This is a genomic window from Collinsella sp. HCP3S3_D1 (assembly GCF_052064015.1).
Taxonomy (GTDB): domain Bacteria; phylum Actinomycetota; class Coriobacteriia; order Coriobacteriales; family Coriobacteriaceae; genus Collinsella.
Map to the genome: position 1 here is coordinate 12691 of NZ_JBQHWK010000018.1, position 18867 is coordinate 31557.

At 60.8% G+C, this 18867-nt stretch carries 14 protein-coding genes, 1 tRNA gene and 1 riboswitch; of the genes, 12 read left to right on the forward strand and 3 right to left on the reverse strand.

Going from position 1 to position 18867, the window contains the following annotated elements; genetic code table 11:
* Positions 1-91: 91 nt before the first annotated feature.
* On the reverse strand, positions 92-1555 hold the full coding sequence (locus ACTNDJ_RS06975) for a M20 family metallopeptidase (protein ID WP_427747675.1): 1464 nt from the start codon (positions 1553-1555) through the stop codon (positions 92-94).
* Between the two features lie 304 nt (positions 1556-1859).
* On the opposite strand from ACTNDJ_RS06975, the gene ACTNDJ_RS06980 reads away from it, so the two are divergent.
* The 12 genes from ACTNDJ_RS06980 to ACTNDJ_RS07035 all read left to right on the forward strand — a co-directional run bounded on the left by ACTNDJ_RS06980 (position 1860) and on the right by ACTNDJ_RS07035 (position 16406).
* The gene (locus ACTNDJ_RS06980) at positions 1860-3503 is read left to right on the forward strand and encodes an amidohydrolase (RefSeq protein WP_441083489.1); all 1644 of its coding nucleotides are present in this window, start codon (positions 1860-1862) and stop codon (positions 3501-3503) included.
* A gap of 921 nt (positions 3504-4424) precedes the next feature.
* Positions 4425-4718, forward strand: a complete 294-nt coding sequence (groES, locus tag ACTNDJ_RS06985; RefSeq protein ID WP_154514813.1) for a co-chaperone GroES — start codon at positions 4425-4427, stop codon at positions 4716-4718.
* A gap of 96 nt (positions 4719-4814) precedes the next feature.
* Positions 4815-6452 carry a chaperonin GroEL gene (gene groL, locus ACTNDJ_RS06990; protein WP_154514811.1) on the forward strand — a complete coding sequence of 546 codons (1638 nt, stop codon included), beginning with the start codon at positions 4815-4817 and terminating at the stop codon, positions 6450-6452.
* 371 nt (positions 6453-6823) lie between these two features.
* A riboswitch (FMN riboswitch) is annotated at positions 6824-7016 on the forward strand.
* 5 nt (positions 7017-7021) lie between these two features.
* Positions 7022-7612, forward strand: coding sequence for an ECF transporter S component (locus ACTNDJ_RS06995; RefSeq protein WP_441083490.1), 591 nt, complete (start codon positions 7022-7024; stop codon positions 7610-7612).
* Positions 7609-9513 carry an energy-coupling factor transporter ATPase gene (locus tag ACTNDJ_RS07000; RefSeq protein ID WP_441083491.1) on the forward strand — a complete coding sequence of 635 codons (1905 nt, stop codon included), beginning with the start codon at positions 7609-7611 and terminating at the stop codon, positions 9511-9513. The genes ACTNDJ_RS06995 and ACTNDJ_RS07000 overlap by 4 nt, the downstream gene beginning before the upstream one ends.
* Complete coding sequence (locus ACTNDJ_RS07005) at positions 9513-10313, forward strand: energy-coupling factor transporter transmembrane component T family protein (protein WP_441083492.1); 801 nt, start codon at positions 9513-9515, stop codon at positions 10311-10313. Before ACTNDJ_RS07000 ends, ACTNDJ_RS07005 begins: the two co-directional genes overlap by 1 nt.
* Positions 10314-10343: 30 nt before the next feature.
* On the forward strand, positions 10344-10790 hold the full coding sequence (locus tag ACTNDJ_RS07010; protein WP_427726998.1) for a pyridoxamine 5'-phosphate oxidase family protein: 447 nt from the start codon (positions 10344-10346) through the stop codon (positions 10788-10790).
* 54 nt (positions 10791-10844) lie between these two features.
* Complete coding sequence (locus ACTNDJ_RS07015) at positions 10845-11255, forward strand: pyridoxamine 5'-phosphate oxidase family protein (protein WP_427718303.1); 411 nt, start codon at positions 10845-10847, stop codon at positions 11253-11255.
* 263 nt (positions 11256-11518) lie between these two features.
* Positions 11519-12589 carry an N-acetyl-gamma-glutamyl-phosphate reductase gene (gene argC, locus ACTNDJ_RS07020; protein ID WP_427795080.1) on the forward strand — a complete coding sequence of 357 codons (1071 nt, stop codon included), beginning with the start codon at positions 11519-11521 and terminating at the stop codon, positions 12587-12589.
* A gap of 134 nt (positions 12590-12723) precedes the next feature.
* Complete coding sequence (gene argJ / locus ACTNDJ_RS07025) at positions 12724-13992, forward strand: bifunctional glutamate N-acetyltransferase/amino-acid acetyltransferase ArgJ (protein WP_441083493.1); 1269 nt, start codon at positions 12724-12726, stop codon at positions 13990-13992.
* An 81-nt stretch (positions 13993-14073) separates the two neighbouring features.
* Positions 14074-15054 carry an acetylglutamate kinase gene (gene argB / locus ACTNDJ_RS07030; RefSeq protein ID WP_441054886.1) on the forward strand — a complete coding sequence of 327 codons (981 nt, stop codon included), beginning with the start codon at positions 14074-14076 and terminating at the stop codon, positions 15052-15054.
* Between the two features lie 68 nt (positions 15055-15122).
* Positions 15123-16406, forward strand: coding sequence for an aminotransferase class III-fold pyridoxal phosphate-dependent enzyme (locus ACTNDJ_RS07035; protein WP_441063639.1), 1284 nt, complete (start codon positions 15123-15125; stop codon positions 16404-16406).
* A 348-nt stretch (positions 16407-16754) separates the two neighbouring features.
* On the opposite strand, the gene ACTNDJ_RS07040 is transcribed toward ACTNDJ_RS07035, so the two are convergent.
* Positions 16755-16830: transfer RNA gene (locus ACTNDJ_RS07040), tRNA-Val, on the reverse strand.
* A gap of 57 nt (positions 16831-16887) precedes the next feature.
* Entirely contained in the window at positions 16888-18756 is a 1869-nt protein-coding gene (gene asnB / locus ACTNDJ_RS07045; RefSeq protein ID WP_441042422.1) for an asparagine synthase (glutamine-hydrolyzing), read from the reverse strand.
* Positions 18757-18867: the final 111 nt, after the last annotated feature.

An 18867-nucleotide genomic window follows, 5' to 3' on the forward strand; every position in this document is an offset into this window, starting at 1 on the left:
TTGACGAATGAGCGGGGGCGGACGTGTCGAAACGTCCGCCCCCGCTTTGACATCGCGATGTGGCTACGGCTGCGAGATGGTCGCGATTCGACTACTCGTTGTGCTTCTCCTCGTGGCGAGCGGCGGCACGGGCATCGTGAATGCCCTTGATGGCGGCATGGCGGGCGGTGCGGGCGTCGTGCATGGCGTCGCGGGCCTCGGCGGCCGTTGCCTTGGCAGAGCGTAGCTTGGCTGCCAGATCGGGATTGGTCTCGGCAACCGCGGCGATAGCGGGGCCGTCGAGCTCCTCTTGCGTGGGCTCGGCCAAAAAGTCGATGGCATACTGAGCGGCTACCATGGAGCCCTTGGCGAGCACGCTCTCGTCGATCTTATAGAAGCAGGAGTGCTGGGCGTACGTGGCGCCGATCTGGGGATTGCGCGTGCCCACAAAGGCAAGCACACCCGGTACACGGCGCAGGTACTCCGAAAAATCCTCGCCCGAAAGCGTGCCGCGATAATGGCCTTCGCCGGCTGCACCCAGACACTTGACCACGGCCTGACGACAACGCTCACTCGAGGCGACGTCGTTTTCGACCTTGTAGTTGGCGATGGTGTAGTCGGTAAGTTCAGCCTCGGCGCCCAGGGCCGCCGCAGTGTGCTCTACGATGCGACGCATGAGCTCGGGCATTTCCTCGTGCGTCGAATCGCCATAGGTGCGCACCGTGCCGGCGAGGTAGGCGGTACCGGCGATAACGTTGCGCGCGGTGCCGCCGTGCAGCTCGCCGACGGTAATGACGGCCGGCTCGTAGGGGCTGATCTCGCGCGAAACGATGGTCTGCAGGGCGTTGACGATCTCGGCCGCCACCATGACGGCGTCGTGGCCGCGCTGGGGCATGGCGCCGTGGCACGAGGTGCCGCGGACATCAATGCGGAACCAGTCGGTATTGGCCATGCGCGGACCGGGCTCGCAGCTTACGGTGCCGGCGTCGACCTCACTCCAGATGTGTGCGGCGTAGGCGCCATCGACGCCGTCGAGCACACCCGTGCCGATCATGAGTTTGGCGCCTTGGCCGTTTTCCTCACTGGGTTGGAAGACGATGCGGACCTCGCCGTGGATGTCGTCGGTCATATGGCGCAGGATCTGTAGCGTGCCGAGCATCATGGCAATGTGGCAGTCGTGGCCGCAGGCGTGCATGCAGCCCTCGTTGACGCTGGCGAACTCCTCGCCGGTCTGCTCGGTGACGGGTAGGGCGTCGATATCCGCGCGCAGCAGGATGCGGCGGCGCGGCGTGCCGTCCTCGCGGTAGGCGTCGGGTGCGGTGCCGCGAAGGGTCGCCACCAGGCCCGTCTTAAGCGGGCGCTCGTAGGGGATATTCATGGCGTCGAGCTGGTTGGCGATGTCGGAAGTCGTGCGCTCTTCGGCGAGGCTCAGCTCCGGGTGCTTATGGAAGTGCCGGCGCTGCTTGATGATGTAGGGCTCAAACTCGGCGGCGATATCTTGGATGGCTGCGGTGACGTCATCAGCCGCGCGGGCCTCGGTCGCTGCCATAATCTGCTGTGCCTTGGTCTTCGTCATGGTCGATTTGCTCCTTGCTGGTTTATCGCAAAATCGTACAGGCTCTTTCCAGTATGCCACCTGCCACTTGGGGACGGGGCAGAAATGGTAGAAATGGATACCTCCGTAACCTTGACAGGTCCAAATTGCTTGTGCACGCAGCCTTGGATGCGGCTGTCAAGCTTGAAACCTACCATTTCTACCCCGTCCCCAAGGGGCGGGCGGGGCCGTTGGGGTTGGGAAAGGTGCCGTTTACCGCTTGACGTTTTGCAGCTGTGGCGGTGGAGTACACTCGGGGGTGTTGAATTTCCTGCCAGAGATGGGGATGCCCATGCAACATATCGATCGGATTATCCGCTCTAAGAACGTTTTTACCTCGCAAGATGGCATCGATACCGCCCGTGAGCTGGCGATTGCCATCGCAGGCGACCGTATCGTCGCAGTCGGCAAGCCCGATGACGTGATCGCCGCCGCGCCTGCCGCCACGCCGGTTATCGACTACGGCGAGCAGTTTGTCTGCCCCGGTTTCCATGACGCTCATCTGCACTTCTTTCATACCTCGGTCGGTTCCTCGCCGTATATGCTCATGGATGGGGGCACGTCCGAGGTGGCGCTGGTGCGGCACGCGCTCGAGTTTTCCCAGGATCTGCCCGACGACGCTTGGGTTGTGACGCAGGGCTGGCGCGACTACCTTTGGGACCCGCCCGAGCATCCTACCAAGGCGTCGCTCGATGCGGTATTTCCCGATCGTCCCTGCGTTATGTACTCGGGCGACGGCCACACGCTGTGGCTCAACAGTCGCGCTCTCGAGGCGCTCGGCGTCACGCGCGACAGCGAGCCGCCAGCGGGCGGCAGCTACGACAAGGACGCAAACGGTGAGCTCACGGGCATTGCTCACGAGGCGGCTGCCATGCAGCTGTTGCCGCGCTGCCTTGAGTGGCTGGGCGAAGATCGCATCGCAAGCGCTTACGCCGATCAAATGAGGCGCATGGCCGAGCAGGGCATCACCTCGATCTGCGACATGTCGCTCATGCCCATGCCGGGCTGCGATTTTATCCGCGACGACGTCTACGACAAACTGCAGACAGCCGGCAAGCTGGGCATTCGTGCCCATCTGTTCCCCACGCTGCTGGATGACCAGTCGCGTCTAGAAGAGCTGCAGGCACGTTACGCGAACAACGCACTGCTTTCGGCGCCGGGCTTTAAGCAGTTCTTTGACGGCGTGTCGAGCGAACATACGGCATATCTCACCGAGCCCTATACCAATCCGCGCTTCCCGGGCGACCAAGGCCGTCTGACGGTTTCCGCCGAGCGCATGCGCAAGCTGGTTCTGGCGGCTGCGGAGCGCGGCCGCGCCGTGCGCATCCACGTTATCGGCGACGGTGCGATTCATGCCGCGCTGGATATCTTCGAGGAAGCCGCCGGTCTGTACGGCCTGCCCCAGCACGGCCACAACACGCTCGAGCACCTGGAGAACCTCCTGCCCGAGGACATCGACCGCCTGCGCAAGCTCAACGTAATCGCCTCGAGCCAGCCCTGCCACATTACGCTCGACCCGGGTGGACCGGAGCGCGATTTGGGCTTGGAGCGCAGCCGCATCATGTGGCCGTTCGCAACCTATAAACAGCGCGGCATTCGCCAAGCCTTCGGTACCGACAGCCCCATCACGCCCGTTACCAGCATGGACGTGCTCTACACGGCTATCACGCGCCAGGACCCCAAAAGCCACTGGCCCGAGGGCGGCTGGTTACCGAGCGAGCGCATCGACGCGGCAACGGCTTTGCGCAACTACACCTTGGGCAGCGCCTATGCAGCAGGCGACGAGCAAAACCTCGGCAGCTTGGAGCCCGGCAAGTATGCTGACCTGGTAGTCCTGGACCAAAACCCGCTCACCGTTGACCCCCAAGAGCTGCAAGCCACCAACGTTCAGGCCACCTACCTGGCAGGTAACGTAATCTACGAGCGCTGATGCTCATGCCGTGTCGTTAAACGCGGCCCGGGCGACTTATTTTGGGATGGCGCTCGAGCCACGTCTGCATATCGGTGGGGACTCGTTATGAGCGTCCCTGCTCTGCCGGATTTGTGCGTGGGGTGGAGGCGCTGCTGCCCCGCGCGTTCAAATTGGACATTTGCAATGCTGCCTCATGGTGTTTTGCATACTTCCCATTACAGATTGCATAAAAAGGTTGGGATGTTCTTTCTGGCCCTGATGTACCCCCGCCTGGGCCGTGCAAAAAACGGAGTATTCAGCACTGCGAGCTCTGCCGGCGCCGTTGCGGTCGGGTAATGTCATGGGGATTGACGTCATTTTGGCGTCCGGGCAGGCACGAGGCATGCCTTTATGCCCTGATGGGGTCTGCCTGCCGACCCAAATCGCCGGTCGAAGGCGTCCTTGGGACCAATAAGATGTGTCTGGCGCGTATACAGCCATCCTGGTCTGCTGAATACTCCCAAAAATGCACGGTGCTCCCCAGGGGACCCGTGCGTGCAGCGAAAGCCATGCCCATGTTCCTATCCGCATCGCCATTTTGCTGCACTGGCGTTTCTGAATGCCGCGCCCGAACTAGTTAACCTGGCTCCCGTGTGGCTCCGGAGGGGCGGGGCATAAGGTTTATCGCGAGTTCCGCACGAGCCGAAGGCCACGTAATGTGGCCTTCGTGCGAGCAGGACTGCCCGAGCAGGAAACCTTATGCCCCGCCCCTCCGGCGCCACACGGGAGCTGCGCACAAGTTATCCCCCCGGCATTCAGAAAATCTAAGTGCCAAAAAATAAGATTTTTTGACTCTGTGTTGTATAACCCGCCATTCGTGGGTACCATTCAACGCGTACGCAAACAAATAGGGTTAATTCGCGTGGCATAACCACGCGGCCCAAAAAGGAGGAGACAAGCATGTCGTCTTTGAAGCCGCTTGCAGATCGTGTTCTGGTCAAGCCCGACGAGGCCGAGCAGAAGACCGCTTCTGGTCTGTATATCGCCAGCAACGCTCAGGAGAAGCCGCAGCGCGGCACCGTCATTGCCGTTGGCGCTGGCAAGGTCAACGACAAGGGTGAGCGCATCCCCATGGACGTCAAGGAAGGCGACGTTGTCATCTACGGCAAGTTCGGTGGCAACGAGGTCAAGGTCGACGGCGAGAAGTATCTGCTGATGCGCGCCGACGACATTTACGCCGTCGTCGAGGCCTAGTCTCATCAGGCTCTCTGATTCGTCTTTGAACGCGGTCGCCGCATAGGACTCGGAAGCGGCGACGTGAGTCACATTTCTTTTGGAGGATTACCTACCATGGCAAAGAACATTACGTTCAATACCGATGCCCGCGCTAAGCTCGCCAAGGGCGTCAACACTCTGGCCGATGCCGTTACCGTCACCATGGGCCCCAAGGGTCGCTATGTCGCCCTGCAGCGCACGTTCGGTGCCCCGACCATCACCAACGACGGTGTTTCCGTCGCCAAGGAGATCGAGCTCGAGGACAACATCGAGAACATGGGTGCCCAGCTGGTGAAGGAGGTCGCCACCAAGACCAACGACACCGTGGGTGACGGCACCACCACCGCAACCCTGCTCGCTCAGGCCATCGTTAACGACGGTCTTCGCAACGTCGCCGCTGGCGCCAACCCGCTGGCCATCCGTCGCGGCATCGACAAGGCCGTCAACGCCGCCGTCGCCGAGATGAAGAAGCAGGCCAAGCCGGTCGAGACCAAGGAGCAGATTGCTTCCGTCGGTACCATCTCCGCCGGTGACCCCGAGGTCGGCGAGAAGATCGCCGAGGCCATGGAAGTCGTGGGCAAGGACGGCGTCATCACCGTCGAGGATTCCCAGACGTTCGACATCACCATCGACACCGTCGAGGGCATGCAGTTCGATAAGGGCTACGTCTCCGCTTACTTCGTCACGGACAACGACCGCATGGAGGCCGTGATGAAGGATCCGTACATCCTCATCACCGACCAGAAGATCTCCAGCGTCCAGGACATCATGCCTGTTCTCGAGGCTGTCCAGCGCGCTGGCCGTGGCCTGCTCATCATCGCTGAGGATATCGACGGCGAGGCTCTGCCCACCCTCGTCCTCAACAAGATCCGCGGCGCCCTCAACGTCTGCGCCGTCAAGGCTCCGGGCTACGGCGATCGCCGCAAGCGCATTCTTGAGGACATCGCCGTCCTCACCGGTGGTCAGGCTGCTCTGGACGAGCTGGGCGTGAAGGTCGCTGACATCACCGCCGATATGCTCGGTACCGCTAAGTCCGTCACCATCTCCAAGGATAACACCGTCATCGTCGGCGGCGCTGGCTCCAAGGAGGCCATCGACGCCCGTATTGCTCAGATCAAGGGCGAGATGGAGAACACCACCTCTGACTTCGACCGCGAGAAGCTCCAGGAGCGCCTGGCCAAGCTCTCCGGTGGCGTTGCCGTCATCAAGGTCGGCGCTGCCACCGAGTCCGAGCTCAAGGAGATCAAGCACCGCGTCGAGGACGCCCTGCAGGCAACCCGCGCTGCTGTCGAGGAGGGCATTGTCGCTGGCGGCGGCGTCGCCTTCATGGACGCTGTGCCTGCGCTCGATGCAGTCGAGATCGACGACCCCGAGGAGAAGATCGGCGTCGACATCGTCAAGAAGGCTCTGACCGCTCCGGTCGCAACCATTGCCAAGAACGCTGGCTTTGAGGGCGCTGTCGTGGTCGACAAGGTCGCCGAGCTGCCCGCTGGCCAGGGTCTCAACTCTGCCAGCGGCGAGTGGGGCGACATGATCGAGATGGGCGTCCTCGACCCCGTCAAGGTCAGCCGCGTCACCCTGCAGAACGCTGCTTCTGTCGCCAGCCTGATCCTCATCACCGAGGCCACGGTTTCCGATGTGCCCAAGAACACTCAGCTTGAGGATGCTATCGCTGCTGCTACCGCTGGTCAGCAGGGCGGCGGTATGTACTAAGGCCGACAAGGTCTAGAACTCCCACCGGGAATCCCGGGGGCGTGACGGGGTTTCTCTCCGGAACGTCCTCGGACATGCAAAGAGGCTCCGCATCGCGCTTCGCGCTGCGGAGCCTCTTTGCGTCCTGCGGAATGTTCCGGAGAGAAGCCCCGTCACGCCCCCGGATTCCCTACGTTTACGGCCTTGAGGTCGGCTCGCGGAGAAGGACATGGTTGATGGGGGTACGTGTCCCTTTCGCTGTTTCGCGGCTTTGCCGCGAAAAGCGCGTTACTTTGGGGAGGGTGGGGAACGTGGTTGTTGCGGCAACTGATCCCCACCACAAATTACCTTTGGTATACTTGCGCGAAAGCCTGCCCGTGCTAGACTTGGAATTGCTGTTTCAGGGCGGGGTGTAATTCCCCACTGGCGGTAAATCGGACGGTGCCAGAGGGGTGCCGTGGCGCAGGCGAGATACCTGCGTCCGAGCCGATGAGTCCGCGACCCGTACGTGCGTTGGTTCGCATGCCGGCTGAACTGGTGAGATCCCAGTACCAACGGTTAGAGTCCGGATGAAAGAGGCAGGTGATCTTATGTCTGAACAGTCGCAGCATATCCATTTTGAGAACACGAATAGGTGGAGCACCAAACAGCTCGTTACCATGGCGCTGATGTGCGCCTTGGGCGCCCTGTTTATGTACGTGCAGCTGCCCATCCTTCCTTCGGCGCCGTTTTTGACCTACGACCCGTCGCTGGTGCCGGCGATGGTGTGCGGGTTTGCGTATGGTCCCGGCGCCGGTACTGTTGTTGCCGCTATGGCTATCGTTATTCACGCGCTCACCACGGGTGACTGGGTCGGCGCGCTTATGAACCTGGTTGCCACGCTGGGCTACATTCTGCCCGCGACTATCGTCTACCAGAAGATGCATACCTATAAGGGTGCCGTGATTGGCCTGGTGTTCGGCGTCATTGCCGCTACGGCGCTGTCTATGGTCGCAAACCTTACCATTGGCGTATGGTTCTGGTATGGCTCGGTCGATGCGATCGCTCCGCTCATGGTTCCTGCCGTGCTGCCGTTCAACCTTATCAAGACCGTGCTCAACTCGGTGCTCACGCTTGCAGTGTACAAGGCGGTCTCCAACCTCATCACGCCTAAAAAGAACCAGGTCAAAGGCCGCGCATGATTGATTGTCGAGGCGTTTCCTTTAGCTATGACGGTGTCACGCCGGCGCTCGACGGTATCGATCTGAACATCGAGGATGGCGAGTTTTTCTGCATCCTCGGCGGCAATGGGTCGGGCAAGTCGACGTTTGCCAAGCATCTGAATGCGCTGCTGCAACCCGATGCAGGAACGGTGCGTATCAACGGCATGGATGCATCCGATCCCGAGTTGGTCTACGACATTCGTTCGACCGCGGGCATGGTGTTCCAGAATCCCGATGATCAGCTGGTGGCAATGCTTGTCGAAGATGACGTTGCGTTTGGTCCCGAAAACCTTGGCGTGCCATCGGCGCAAATTGCGCAGCGCGTACGCGAGGCGCTGAAGGGTGTGGGCCTGGTGGGCTTTGAGCGCCACGAGACCCATGCACTTTCGGGCGGCCAAAAGCAGCGCGTGGCGCTTGCCGGTGTGCTCGCCATGGAACCGCGCGTGCTCATTTTGGACGAGGCTTCCTCGATGCTCGACCCGCGCGGGCGCAAGGGCCTTATGAAGGCCTGTCACGCGCTGCATGAACGCGGCATGACCATCGTGATGATTACGCACGTTATGGAAGAGGCCGCCGAGGCCGATCGTGTCGCGGTGTTTCGGGCGGGGCGCGTTGCCATGCTCGGTGCGCCCGAGGAAATCTTGACGCGGGCGGACGAACTTGCCCAGCTCAACCTGGATATGCCGGCGTCGTGCTGTCTAGGTAGGGCACTCCGCGCGAAGGGCGTATCCGTTTGCGCGCAGGTGCGTGAGGCGGATATGGTCGCCGAGATTGCACAGGTTTATGCTGAGCGGAGCGGGGCGGACGTCGCTGGGCGGCCCTCCGCATCCGATTCTCGTGTGCTTGACCATGTATCCTCTGCGGCCGGCGGGATGGTCGCGTCGGAGCCCGTCATCGAGATTTCGCACCTCTCGCATAGTTGGTCGCTGAGCGCCCGCGAGCGCCGCCGATGGTGCAAGCGCTCGACCACTGTGGGCGCATCGGGCAAACAGACTCTTTGGGGCAACGATCCAAACAGCCCCTGGGCGCTACGTGATGTTTCGCTGACGGTGCGTCGCGGCGAGTTTCTGGGCCTGGCGGGTCATACCGGCTCGGGTAAATCAACGCTGGTTCAGCATCTCAACGGGCTGATTCGTCCACAGGAGGGGAGCGTTTGCGCACTGGGGCTCGACCTATCAAGCAAGAAAGGCGCCGCCGCGGTTAAGGCCAAGGTCGGCGTGGTGTTTCAGTATCCCGAGCGCCAGCTATTTGCCGAGACCGTGGCGCAGGACGTGGCGTTTGGCCCGCGCAACCTTGGCCTGCCGCAAGACGAGGTTGTTCGCCGTGTCGCAACATCGCTTGCGCGCGTGGGCCTCGACCTTGCCGCGATAGGCGACAAGAGCCCCTTTGAGCTTTCGGGCGGTCAGCAGCGCCGCGTGGCGTTTGCCGGCGTGCTCGCCATGGAGCCCGAGGTCCTGGTGCTCGACGAGCCCATGGCGGGGCTCGATCCGGCTGCGCGCAGGGATTTCCTGGAGCTCATCGATCGGCTCCATCGTGAGGGCCTGACCGTTGTCATGGTTTCGCACAGCATGGATGACCTGGCAAATTGTTGTGACCGTATCGTTGTGATGAACGAGGGCGCGGTGTTTGCCGATGGAACGCCCGCACAGGTTTTTGCGCACGCGAACGAGCTCAAATCGATCGGTTTGGGTGTTCCCGCTGCGCAGCGCATGGCATTGTCGCTCGTGCAAGCCGGTGTGCCGCTCCGCTGCGACAAGCTTTATACGGTTGAGTCGCTGGCCGACGAGTTGGCCGGCATGCTGCTAGGCTGCGCGGACGGACCTTTGAGGGCGTCGCGTCAGGCTGGTTCCAAGATGGCCACGCAAGAGGAGGGCTGCTAATGGAGGCATTCTCATTTGGCAGCTACTATCCGGGGGAAAGCGCGCTGCATCGTCTGGATCCGCGCACTAAGTTGCTCCTAGGTTTCGCATTTCTGATCACTGCGCTCACCGTCGGCAGCTTCCGCGGGCTGGTTCCGATCGCAATTTTTGTCGTGCTGGTCTATGTCGCGGCCCGGGTTCCGTTGCGTCGGGTCCTATCGTCGATGGCACCACTGCTGGCGATTGTCGTGGTGGTCGCGGTGCTCAACCTGTTTTCCGATCAGAGTGGCCGCATCCTGTGGCAGTTTGGCTTTTTGCAGGTGAGCGAGGGCTCGCTGCGTTCTGCGACGTTTATGGCGTGTCGTCTGACGATGATGATGGCCGGCATGAGCGTCATTACGCTCACCACGCCGACGCTCGACCTCACCGCGGGTTTTGAGCGCCTGCTCGCACCATTCGCGCGCGTGGGGCTTCCGGCGCACGAGCTCGGCATGATTATGGGTATCGCACTGCGGTTTATGCCACAATTTGCCACCGAGATGAAACAGACGGCCGATGCACAGGCAAGCCGTGGCGCGCGCGTGACGGGCGGTCCGCTCGGTGGCGTGCGCATGCTCGGCAGTGTGGCGATTCCGCTGTTTGCTGGCGTGTTCCGTCATGCCGAGACGCTTTCGGCCGCCATGGATGCGCGCTGCTATCACGGCGAGCGGGGACGCACGCGTCTGCACGCGCTTACGTTTGGCCGCGGGGATGCACTGGCCGCGGTGGCGATGGCGCTGCTGGTGGCATGCGTTGTCGTTATCAATCTCCAACTCGTCTAAGCTCGATTCGAGCGCAAGAAAGGGGTCTCTATGACCGACATCGATCGCATGGCTCAGCTCGAGCGCGTCTGCTCGTATCTCAGGCGCATTCCGGCGTGGTATCTTGCCACGACCGATGCAAACGACGGGCATCAGCCCCGCGTGAGGCCGTTTTCGTTTGCCATGGTCGATAACGACAAGCTGTGGTTTTGCACGTCGCGCGACAAGGACGTGTGGGCGGAGTTGAGCAAGAATCCCAAGTTTGAGGTATCGGGCTGGAAGCCGGGGGAGTGCTGGATCGTGTTAACTGGCGAGGCCGCACTCGAGGACGATGCATTCGTGAGTGACAAGGTGCGCCAGACGGGCTTTAAGCATATGGTGGGCATTGGCGAGCAACACGATAGTGCCAACGATGGCCGCCTTGCGTTCTTCTCGGTCCGCAACATCGCCGCGCGGTTCTGCGATATCGACGGCAGCGAAGAGCTCCTCGAGCTTTAATTTCCCAAATTAGCTGCCCATTCCAAAAAGACTGGTCAGATGACAGGAGGAAACGTGGACGGATTGAATACGGTGCTGGAGTATCTGACGTCGGTGCCGGCGTGGTACCTAGCGACGAGCGTGGACGGGCAGCCGCATGTGCGTCCGTTCTCGTTTGCGCAGATTCAGGACGGCAAGCTGTGGTTTGTAACGGCGCGCACCAAAGATGTGTGGCAAGAGCTGCTGCAAAACCAGCGCTTTGAGGCCACGAGTTGGTGGCCGGGCCATGGTTGGTTGATCCTGCGCGGGCGTGCGGGTCTGGACGACCGGGCTTCGGATGAAATGCGCGAGGCCGGGTGGAAGCATCTTGAGCGCTTGAGCGAGCACTATGAGGGGCCTAACGACCCCACGCTCGTCTTCTTTAGCGTCGAGGACCCCGAGGCTTTTATCTGCAATCACGACGAATGGGTTCCGGTCGAGCTCTAGGCTGCTCTGGGCGACCCTTAAGTTTGGTATTCCGTATAAGGTGGGCTCCGCATTGGCCAGCAGCATGATGCGCTGCGGCTAATGCAGAGCTCGCTTATTTTTTGTCAATTCTTTCAAGCGAATGTGTCGGGTATGTTTCAATGCATGAAGACACAAATTATTTGCGTAAATATGCATTCTCGGGTGCTAAAGTTTCAATCTACCTCATAACGACGGCTGCGGAATGCGCAATGACGCATAAGACCGCAGACAAGGAGTCCGATATGTCTTTAAAGGTTGGAATCGTCGGCGCGGCTGGATATGCCGGTGCCGAGCTTATTCGCCTCGTGCTCGGCCATCCCGAGTTTGAACTTGTTGCCATTACGTCCAACGCCGATGCCGGCCAGCTGCTGTCCGCGGTGTATCCGAGCTTTGCTGGCGTGAGCGATCTGGTTTTCACCACGCATGACGCCCCTGAACTCAAGAGCTGCGATGCGGTTTTTCTCGCCGTGCCGCACACGGCTGCCATGGCACAGGTGCCTGCTCTGCTTGCGTCGGGTGTCTCTTGCTTTGATCTTTCGGCCGATTACCGTCTGAGCGACGCGTCCGTCTTTGAGACATGGTATGCCGCCGAGCACACGAGCCCCGAGTTGCTTAAAACACGTGCCTTCGGTCTGCCCGAGTTGTTCTGCCAGGACTTAGAGACCGCTGCATCCGACCACGCCGACGGAAAGCCCGTACTGGTCGCCTGCGCCGGTTGCTATCCCACCGCAACGAGTCTTGCTGCCGCGCCTGCCGTGCGTGCGGGCTGGGTGGCCCAGAGCGGCCCCGTAGTCGTCGACGCCATCAGTGGCGTGACGGGTGCTGGTAAGTCGTGCAACACCCGCACCCATTTTTGCAGCGCGGACGAGAATCTGGAGGCCTATGGCGTAGGAAAACATCGCCATACGCCAGAAATCGAGCAAATTCTGGGCCTTACCGATCGCGTCGTCTTTACTCCGCACCTGGCACCGCTCAAGCGCGGCCTGCTCTCTACGGTGACGCTGCCGCTCGCAACGCAGGCTCTCGAAGCGCTGACTCTTGAGGATGCCGTCGACCATTACAAGAAGTTCTACGCCGGTCGTACCTTTGTGCGCGTGCTCGATGCCGGCCAGCAACCCAAGACGGCTTCGGTTGTCGGTACCAATGCCGCCCAGATCGGCCTTGCGCTCAACAAGCGTGCGGGCGTGCTGGTGGCGACGGGCGCCATCGACAATTTGTGCAAGGGCGCTGCGGGCCAGGCGGTCCAGTGCGCCAACATCGTCTTTGGTTTTGACGAGCGACGAGGCTTGCCCACAGTGGCGTGCCCGGTGTAGCACATTCGATTATTAACGATTTGGTAGTCGGGTATCGAGTTTGGCGCCACTTTTAAGCTGGTCTCATGATTGTGGCTGGCATGGCGCACCAACCGATGCCCATTTTTTGTTTGACATAAGGAGTCGTAAAGACGATGAATGCTGAGCAGTTCGATATCAAGATTCGTGCCGTAGAGGGCGGCGTAACGGCGGCAGCCGGCTTTAAGGCGGCGGGCATCCATGCCGGATTCCGCAAGAATCCCGAGCGCCTGGATTACGCGCTCGTTGTGCCCGATAAACCCTGTCCCGGGGCCGGCGTGTTTACGACTAACCGCTTTTGTGCGGCGCCCGTGCAGGTGAGCCGTGCCAACCTGGGCGGTACGGACAAGGGCTATGGCATCATCGCCGGTGTTTCAATCAACTCCGGCAACGCGAACGCCGCCACGGGCGAGACCGGCCTTGCCTGTGCGCGCGAGACGTGCAATATCGCCTCGCAGGTCATTGGCTGTGAACCCCAACAGATTTTAGTTGCCTCCACGGGCGTGATCGGACAGATTCTGCCGATCGACACGTTTGAGACGGCAATTCCGTCCGCCTACGAGGCACTCTCTGCCCATGGCGGCGCCGATGCAGCCCGTGCCATCATGACGACCGATACGCATTCCAAGGAGTATGCCGTTCGCTACCGCAGTGAGGCTGTGGGCCATGTGGGCAACGTTTATACGGTGGGCGGCATGTGCAAGGGATCGGGCATGATCATGCCCAATATGGCCACCATGATCGCGGTCATTACTACCGATGCCCCCGTCGAGTCGGCGGCGCTCCACACCCTACTGCTCTCGACCGTTACACAGACCTTTAATAAAGTGACGGTCGATTCCGATACCTCGACCAACGACACCTGTATCATGCTGGCTTCTGGCGCTGCCGCCGCGGATGCCGAGGCCATCGTCGAGGGCACTGACGCCTTTGACGAGCTGGCCTTTGCCGTGCACGAGGTGTGCGAGAGCCTGGCGCGTAACATCGCGGCCGATGGCGAGGGTGCGTCAAAGCTCGTGACGGTTAACGTCACCGGCGCCGCCAACGACGAGGAAGCCGATATCGCCGCCCGTGCCGTCGCCAACTCGCCGCTCGTCAAGACCTGCATCGCTGGCCACGACTGCAATTGGGGTCGCGTTGCCATGGCGCTCGGCAAGTGCGGCGTAAAGTTTAATCAGGAAGACGTTTCCATCGACATGATGGGCATGCCCGTCTGCCGCGATGGCCTGACTGTTCCTTTTGACGAGGACGAGGCCCTGCGACGTTTTGAGGCGCCCGAGATCGTGATTTCGGCCGACCTGGGCGCAGGCGACGCGGCAACGACCGTGTGGACCTGTGACCTCACGCACGAGTACATCTCAATCAATGGTGACTACCGCTCCTAGACTCCAGGCACGCTGCGCATCTCGCCGCGATTGCGGGCAGCGGAGCACAGCGCGATAACGATACGAAAGACGAGGTAGATTATGAAATTCGCACGCGATTGTCGTTCGGGCGAATCCAACGAAGCAACTGCGCAGCTGCTGTTCGAAGCGCTGCCGTGGATTAAAAACCTGACCGGCAAGACGGTCGTTATCAAGTATGGCGGGGCCGCCATGGTAGACGAGCAACTGCGTCGCGACGTGATGAGCGACATCGTTTTGCTCAAGATTATCGGCATGCGCCCCGTCATCGTGCATGGCGGCGGTAAAGCCATCAACGAGGCGCTGAGCCATTACGATATGCCCGTCGAGTTTAAGAACGGCCAGCGCGTGACCACGCCGGCGACCATGGATATCGTGCGCGAGGTGCTGGGCGGCAAGGTTAACCAAGAGCTGGTGGCGGCAATCAACCACCACGGTAACTTGGCCGTGGGCGTATCGGGCAGCGACGCCGGCACGCTCATCGCCGAGCCGCTCGACCCCGAGCTCGGACGCGTGGGCAAAGTGACGCATGTCAACACCGACTACATCGAGAACTTGCTCGATAGCGAGTATATTCCCGTCATCGCTACCGTCGCGGCGGGGGAGGACGGTGGCTTCTTCAATATCAACGCCGACACCGCCGCCGGTGCCGTTGCGGCGGCGCTCCACGCGCACAAGGCGATCTTTTTGACCGACGTCGACGGCCTGTACAAGGACTTTAGCGATAAAGACTCGCTCATCTCCAACCTAACGCTCGACGAGGTTAATGAGATGCTCTACGGTGGCGAGGTCGATAAGGGCATGATTCCCAAACTGCGCGCGGCCGTCGATGCGCTTGTCGGCGGCGTATTTCGCGCTCACATCATTAACGGTACCACGCCGCATTCGCTGCTCCTGGAGCTGCTGACCGATGCCGGCGTCGGCACCGTGATCCACTCTACCGAGACGGCCTACGAATTTGATACGCACCCGCACCCGCTTTCGACCTTTGCGGCGCGCCTGACCGAGAACCTCGACGAGGTCGAGAAGCTCCAGACGGTCTAGCTGGTTAGAAATCGTCACACCGTTACACCCACAGTCCGCGCCACCTGGCGCTTAACGAAAGGCATCTCATGTCACTTGCAGCTCAACAATCGCTCGAATCCCACTACGTTATGCAAACCTTTGGCCGCTCGCCGGTCGAGTTTGTCGAGGGCCACGGCATGAAGCTCACCGGCGACGATGGTCGCGAATATCTCGATTTTCTTGCAGGTATTGGCGTATGCAGCCTAGGCCACGGCAATCCGGCGGTGCTCTCGGCGCTCGAGGCCCAGGCCAAGAAGCTCCTGCATGTCTCCAACTACTTCTACATTGAGCAGCGCGGCCAGGTCGCGGCGTTGCTGTCCAAGCTCGCCAACGACGATGCGGACGGTGCGCGCGTGCTTGCCGACGCGATTGCCGCTGGCGACGAGACCACGGCGGCGGCGCTTGGCGCTCCGACTGCGGGCGAGCAGGTGTGGGAGACGTTCTTTGCCAATTCCGGTGCCGAGGCCAACGAGGGCTCTATGAAGCTCGCGCGTCTGTATGCCAAACGTGCTGGCAACGGTGGCAACACCATCGTGTGTATGCGCGGCGGATTTCATGGTCGTACGCTCGAGACCATTGCGGCGACCATGCAGGATTGGCTGCAGGACAGTTTCCGCCCGCTGCCGGGTGGCTTTGTGGCATGCACACCCAACGATGTAGATGAACTGCACGCAATCTTTAAGCAGCTGGGAAGCGAGATTTGCGCTGTGATGCTCGAGCCGATCCAGGGCGAAAGCGGTGTGCATCCCATGACCGAGGAGTTTATGGCTGCGGCACGCGACTTGGCACACGAGGTGGGTGCCGTGCTTATCGCCGACGAGGTCCAGTGTGGTATTTTCCGCTCCGGCAAGCCGTTCGCGTTCCAGACTTATGGTGTGGAGCCCGATATCATGAGTCTTGCCAAGGGCATCGCCGACGGCGTGCCCATGGGTGCCGTGGTGGCAAAGAAAGAAATCGCTGACATCTTTAAGCCCGGCGACCATGGTTCGACCTTCGGCGGCAGCTGCTTGGCCATCGCGGCGTGTGCCGCGACGCTCTCCGCGCTTGTGCGCGGTGACTACGCATACCATGCCGCCAAGGTGGGTACCTATATGGAGGCAAGGCTCGCCAAGCTGCCGCATGTTACCGAGGTGCGCGGTCGCGGCCTAATGCTCGGCTGCGATTTGGACGATGCTGCGGGTGATGCGCACGACGTTGTGGCTCGCGCATTGGTGGCTGGTGCGGTGATTAACGCTACGGGTGCACATACACTGCGCTTCTTGCCGCCGCTCGTGTGCGAGGAAGCCGACGTGGACAGCTTAATCGAGATCCTGGCGGGTGTTTTTGCTTAGCGTCATCAGGCATAGCAATTTGAAGCGGGTTCCAGACCGTCACGTGCCGTTTGGCGCACGATTGGGCGAACTGGAGCCCGTTTTGCTATCGATTTGCCATGGCTGGGATAGGCCGTGTGCATAAAAGAAAGGCCCCCATCGCTGGGAGCCTTTTCAATCAAGTGGTGGGCGATGAGGGATGTCCGCGTGCGGCTGGCGCCGCCCGCGCCCCGCTTCGTCGCTCCGCTCCTCGCGTGCTGCGCTGGAAAACGCTTCGCGTTTCCTCAGCTCCGCACCCTTGCGGGTTCGAATCCCATGCACCGGGCGCAAACAAAAACGGTCCCCTTGCGAGGACCGTTTCCAATTCAGTGGTGGGCGATGAGGGATTCGAACCCCCAGCCTTGTGCGTGTAAAGCACCTGCGCTAACCGTTGCGCCAATCGCCCGCGGGAATTGAGTATAGCGGAAACCCTGCGGGGTTCACCGCTAATTCATAACGAAATCTAAGCGGCGACTTCGGTGCCCTTGTTCTCGTCGATAAAGAAGCGCTTGTACCAAATGAGGAACGTCAGCGTGGTATAGATCTTGCGCTGGTTGAGCGCGCGGCCCTCAAAGTGATCGTCGAGCAGCTTCATGAGCGCATCGGTGTCAAAGAAATCGGCAGCCCACGGTGCGGTGAAGTACTCCTTGACGTAGTCGTAGTACTTCTGCTCGCGCAGCCAGAACTTAACTGGCACCGGGAAGCCAACCTTCTTGCGTGTTGCCCACTCATCGGGCAGCGTGCGATTGGCGGCGTGGCGCAGGACAAGCTTGCAGCCCTCTTCGTTGACACGGTAGTTGGCGGGAATATGCTCGGCGAACTCCATGACCTTTTTGTCCAGGAACGGAACGCGGAGCTCCAGGGAGTGCGCCATGCACATCTTGTCTGCCTTGAGCAGAATGTCGCCCGGAAGCCACATGTTCATATCCAGATATTGCTTCTTAGAGAGCTCGCAGCAGTCGGGGACCTGCTTGTAGTACTCTGCGCACATTTCGGAGGCGTTCTTGCCGGTGTCGTAAGCTGGCTTGAGAACCTCGTCAACCTCGGACGGGTCGAACACCTTTGCCTGGCCCACGTACCAGCGCTCGGGGACCTCGGCGCACTTGGTCAGGAAGTTGTGACCCTTAAAGTAGGGGAGATGCTGAACGAGCGAGCCCAGGGCACGGCGCACGCCGAGCGGCACGCGCTTCTTGAAGGATCGCATCTCGGGGGTGTCCTCGTACCACTCGTAGCCGGCAAACAGCTCGTCGGCGCCCTCGCCCGAAAGGACGACGGTAACTTCCTCGGCGGCCATCTGTGCCAGATAGTACAGCGGTACGCTGGAGAGGTTCGATTGCGGCTCGTCCATGTGGTACTGGATATCGGGTAGCGCGTCGAAGAACTCGTCGGCGGTGATCATCTTGCGCACGTTCTTAATGCCAAGCTTGTCGGAAAGCTCGGCGGCGTAGTTGGTCTCGTTGAAGTTCTTGTAGTCAAAGCCGACGGAATACGTGGTGTCGGGCATGAGGCAGGCGGCAATGTAGCTGGAGTCGACGCCGCCGGAGAGGAATGAGCCAACTTTAACATCGGCGATGCGGTGCGCGGCAACGCTCTCGTGCACGACCTTGTCGCACTCGTCCACGTACTCCTCGAAGCTCTTGGAGTTGTCATCGGTAAAGTCGCAGCTCCAGTAGCGCTTGATGTCCATAGTGTTGGTCGTAAGGTCGTACGTAAAGCAATGCGCGGGGGCAAGCTTGAACACGCCCTTAAAGAACGTCTCCTCCGTGGCAGGGAACTGCAGCGTGAGGTAGGGACGCAGCGCGTCGCGGTTGACGGCCTTCTCAAACTTGGGGTGGTCCAGGAAGCTCTTGATCTCGGAGCCAAACAGCAGCGAGCCGTCGGAGGCCCGGTAGTAATAGAACGGCTTGATGCCAAAGATGTCACGGGCGCCGAAGAGCTTGTTCCTGTTCTGGTCGTGAATCACGAACGCATACATGCCGCGCAGGCGGTTGACCAGGTCCTCGCCCCACTCCTCGTAGCCGTGCACCAGGACCTCGGTGTCGGCGTTGCAGTGGAAGACGTAGCCGGCAGCCTCGAGCTCGGCGCGAAGCTCCTGGAAGTTGTAGATCTCGCCGTTGAAGACGATGGTGACCTTGCCGTCATCGCTCGACATGGGCTGAGCGCCAGCCTCGGAAAGGTCGAGAATCGAAAGACGGCGGAAGCCGAGGGCGACGTTATCGACGATGTGCTGGCCACCCATATCCGGCCCGCGATGGATGATGCGATTCATCATGGCCGTGAGAACCAGCTCACTCTGTTCATCTGTACCGGTAAAACCGACAAAACCGCACATGCAAGATCCTTTCTGCTGACGGCTTAGGTGCGCTGCCGCAAGGTTTGCAGCAGTCGATATCAATCAATCCTTACTATCATGCCAATCTTTTGCTTCGTGATGGGGCATAAG

What these genes read in the sequence shown, in the direction of transcription:
- ACTNDJ_RS07005 (WP_441083492.1), top strand. Translation starts at nt 9,513, where the DNA reads ATGGAGGCATTCTCATTTGGCAGCTACTATCCGGGGGAAAGCGCGCTG.
- groES (WP_154514813.1), top strand. Translation starts at nt 4,425, where the DNA reads ATGTCGTCTTTGAAGCCGCTTGCAGATCGTGTTCTGGTCAAGCCCGAC.
- ACTNDJ_RS06975 (WP_427747675.1), bottom strand. Translation starts at nt 1,555, where the DNA reads ATGACGAAGACCAAGGCACAGCAGATTATGGCAGCGACCGAGGCCCGC.
- ACTNDJ_RS06995 (WP_441083490.1), top strand. Translation starts at nt 7,022, where the DNA reads ATGTCTGAACAGTCGCAGCATATCCATTTTGAGAACACGAATAGGTGG.
- groL (WP_154514811.1), top strand. Translation starts at nt 4,815, where the DNA reads ATGGCAAAGAACATTACGTTCAATACCGATGCCCGCGCTAAGCTCGCC.
- asnB (WP_441042422.1), bottom strand. Translation starts at nt 18,756, where the DNA reads ATGTGCGGTTTTGTCGGTTTTACCGGTACAGATGAACAGAGTGAGCTG.
- ACTNDJ_RS07035 (WP_441063639.1), top strand. Translation starts at nt 15,123, where the DNA reads ATGTCACTTGCAGCTCAACAATCGCTCGAATCCCACTACGTTATGCAA.
- argB (WP_441054886.1), top strand. Translation starts at nt 14,074, where the DNA reads ATGAAATTCGCACGCGATTGTCGTTCGGGCGAATCCAACGAAGCAACT.
- argJ (WP_441083493.1), top strand. Translation starts at nt 12,724, where the DNA reads ATGAATGCTGAGCAGTTCGATATCAAGATTCGTGCCGTAGAGGGCGGC.
- ACTNDJ_RS06980 (WP_441083489.1), top strand. Translation starts at nt 1,860, where the DNA reads ATGCCCATGCAACATATCGATCGGATTATCCGCTCTAAGAACGTTTTT.
- ACTNDJ_RS07010 (WP_427726998.1), top strand. Translation starts at nt 10,344, where the DNA reads ATGACCGACATCGATCGCATGGCTCAGCTCGAGCGCGTCTGCTCGTAT.
- ACTNDJ_RS07000 (WP_441083491.1), top strand. Translation starts at nt 7,609, where the DNA reads ATGATTGATTGTCGAGGCGTTTCCTTTAGCTATGACGGTGTCACGCCG.
- argC (WP_427795080.1), top strand. Translation starts at nt 11,519, where the DNA reads ATGTCTTTAAAGGTTGGAATCGTCGGCGCGGCTGGATATGCCGGTGCC.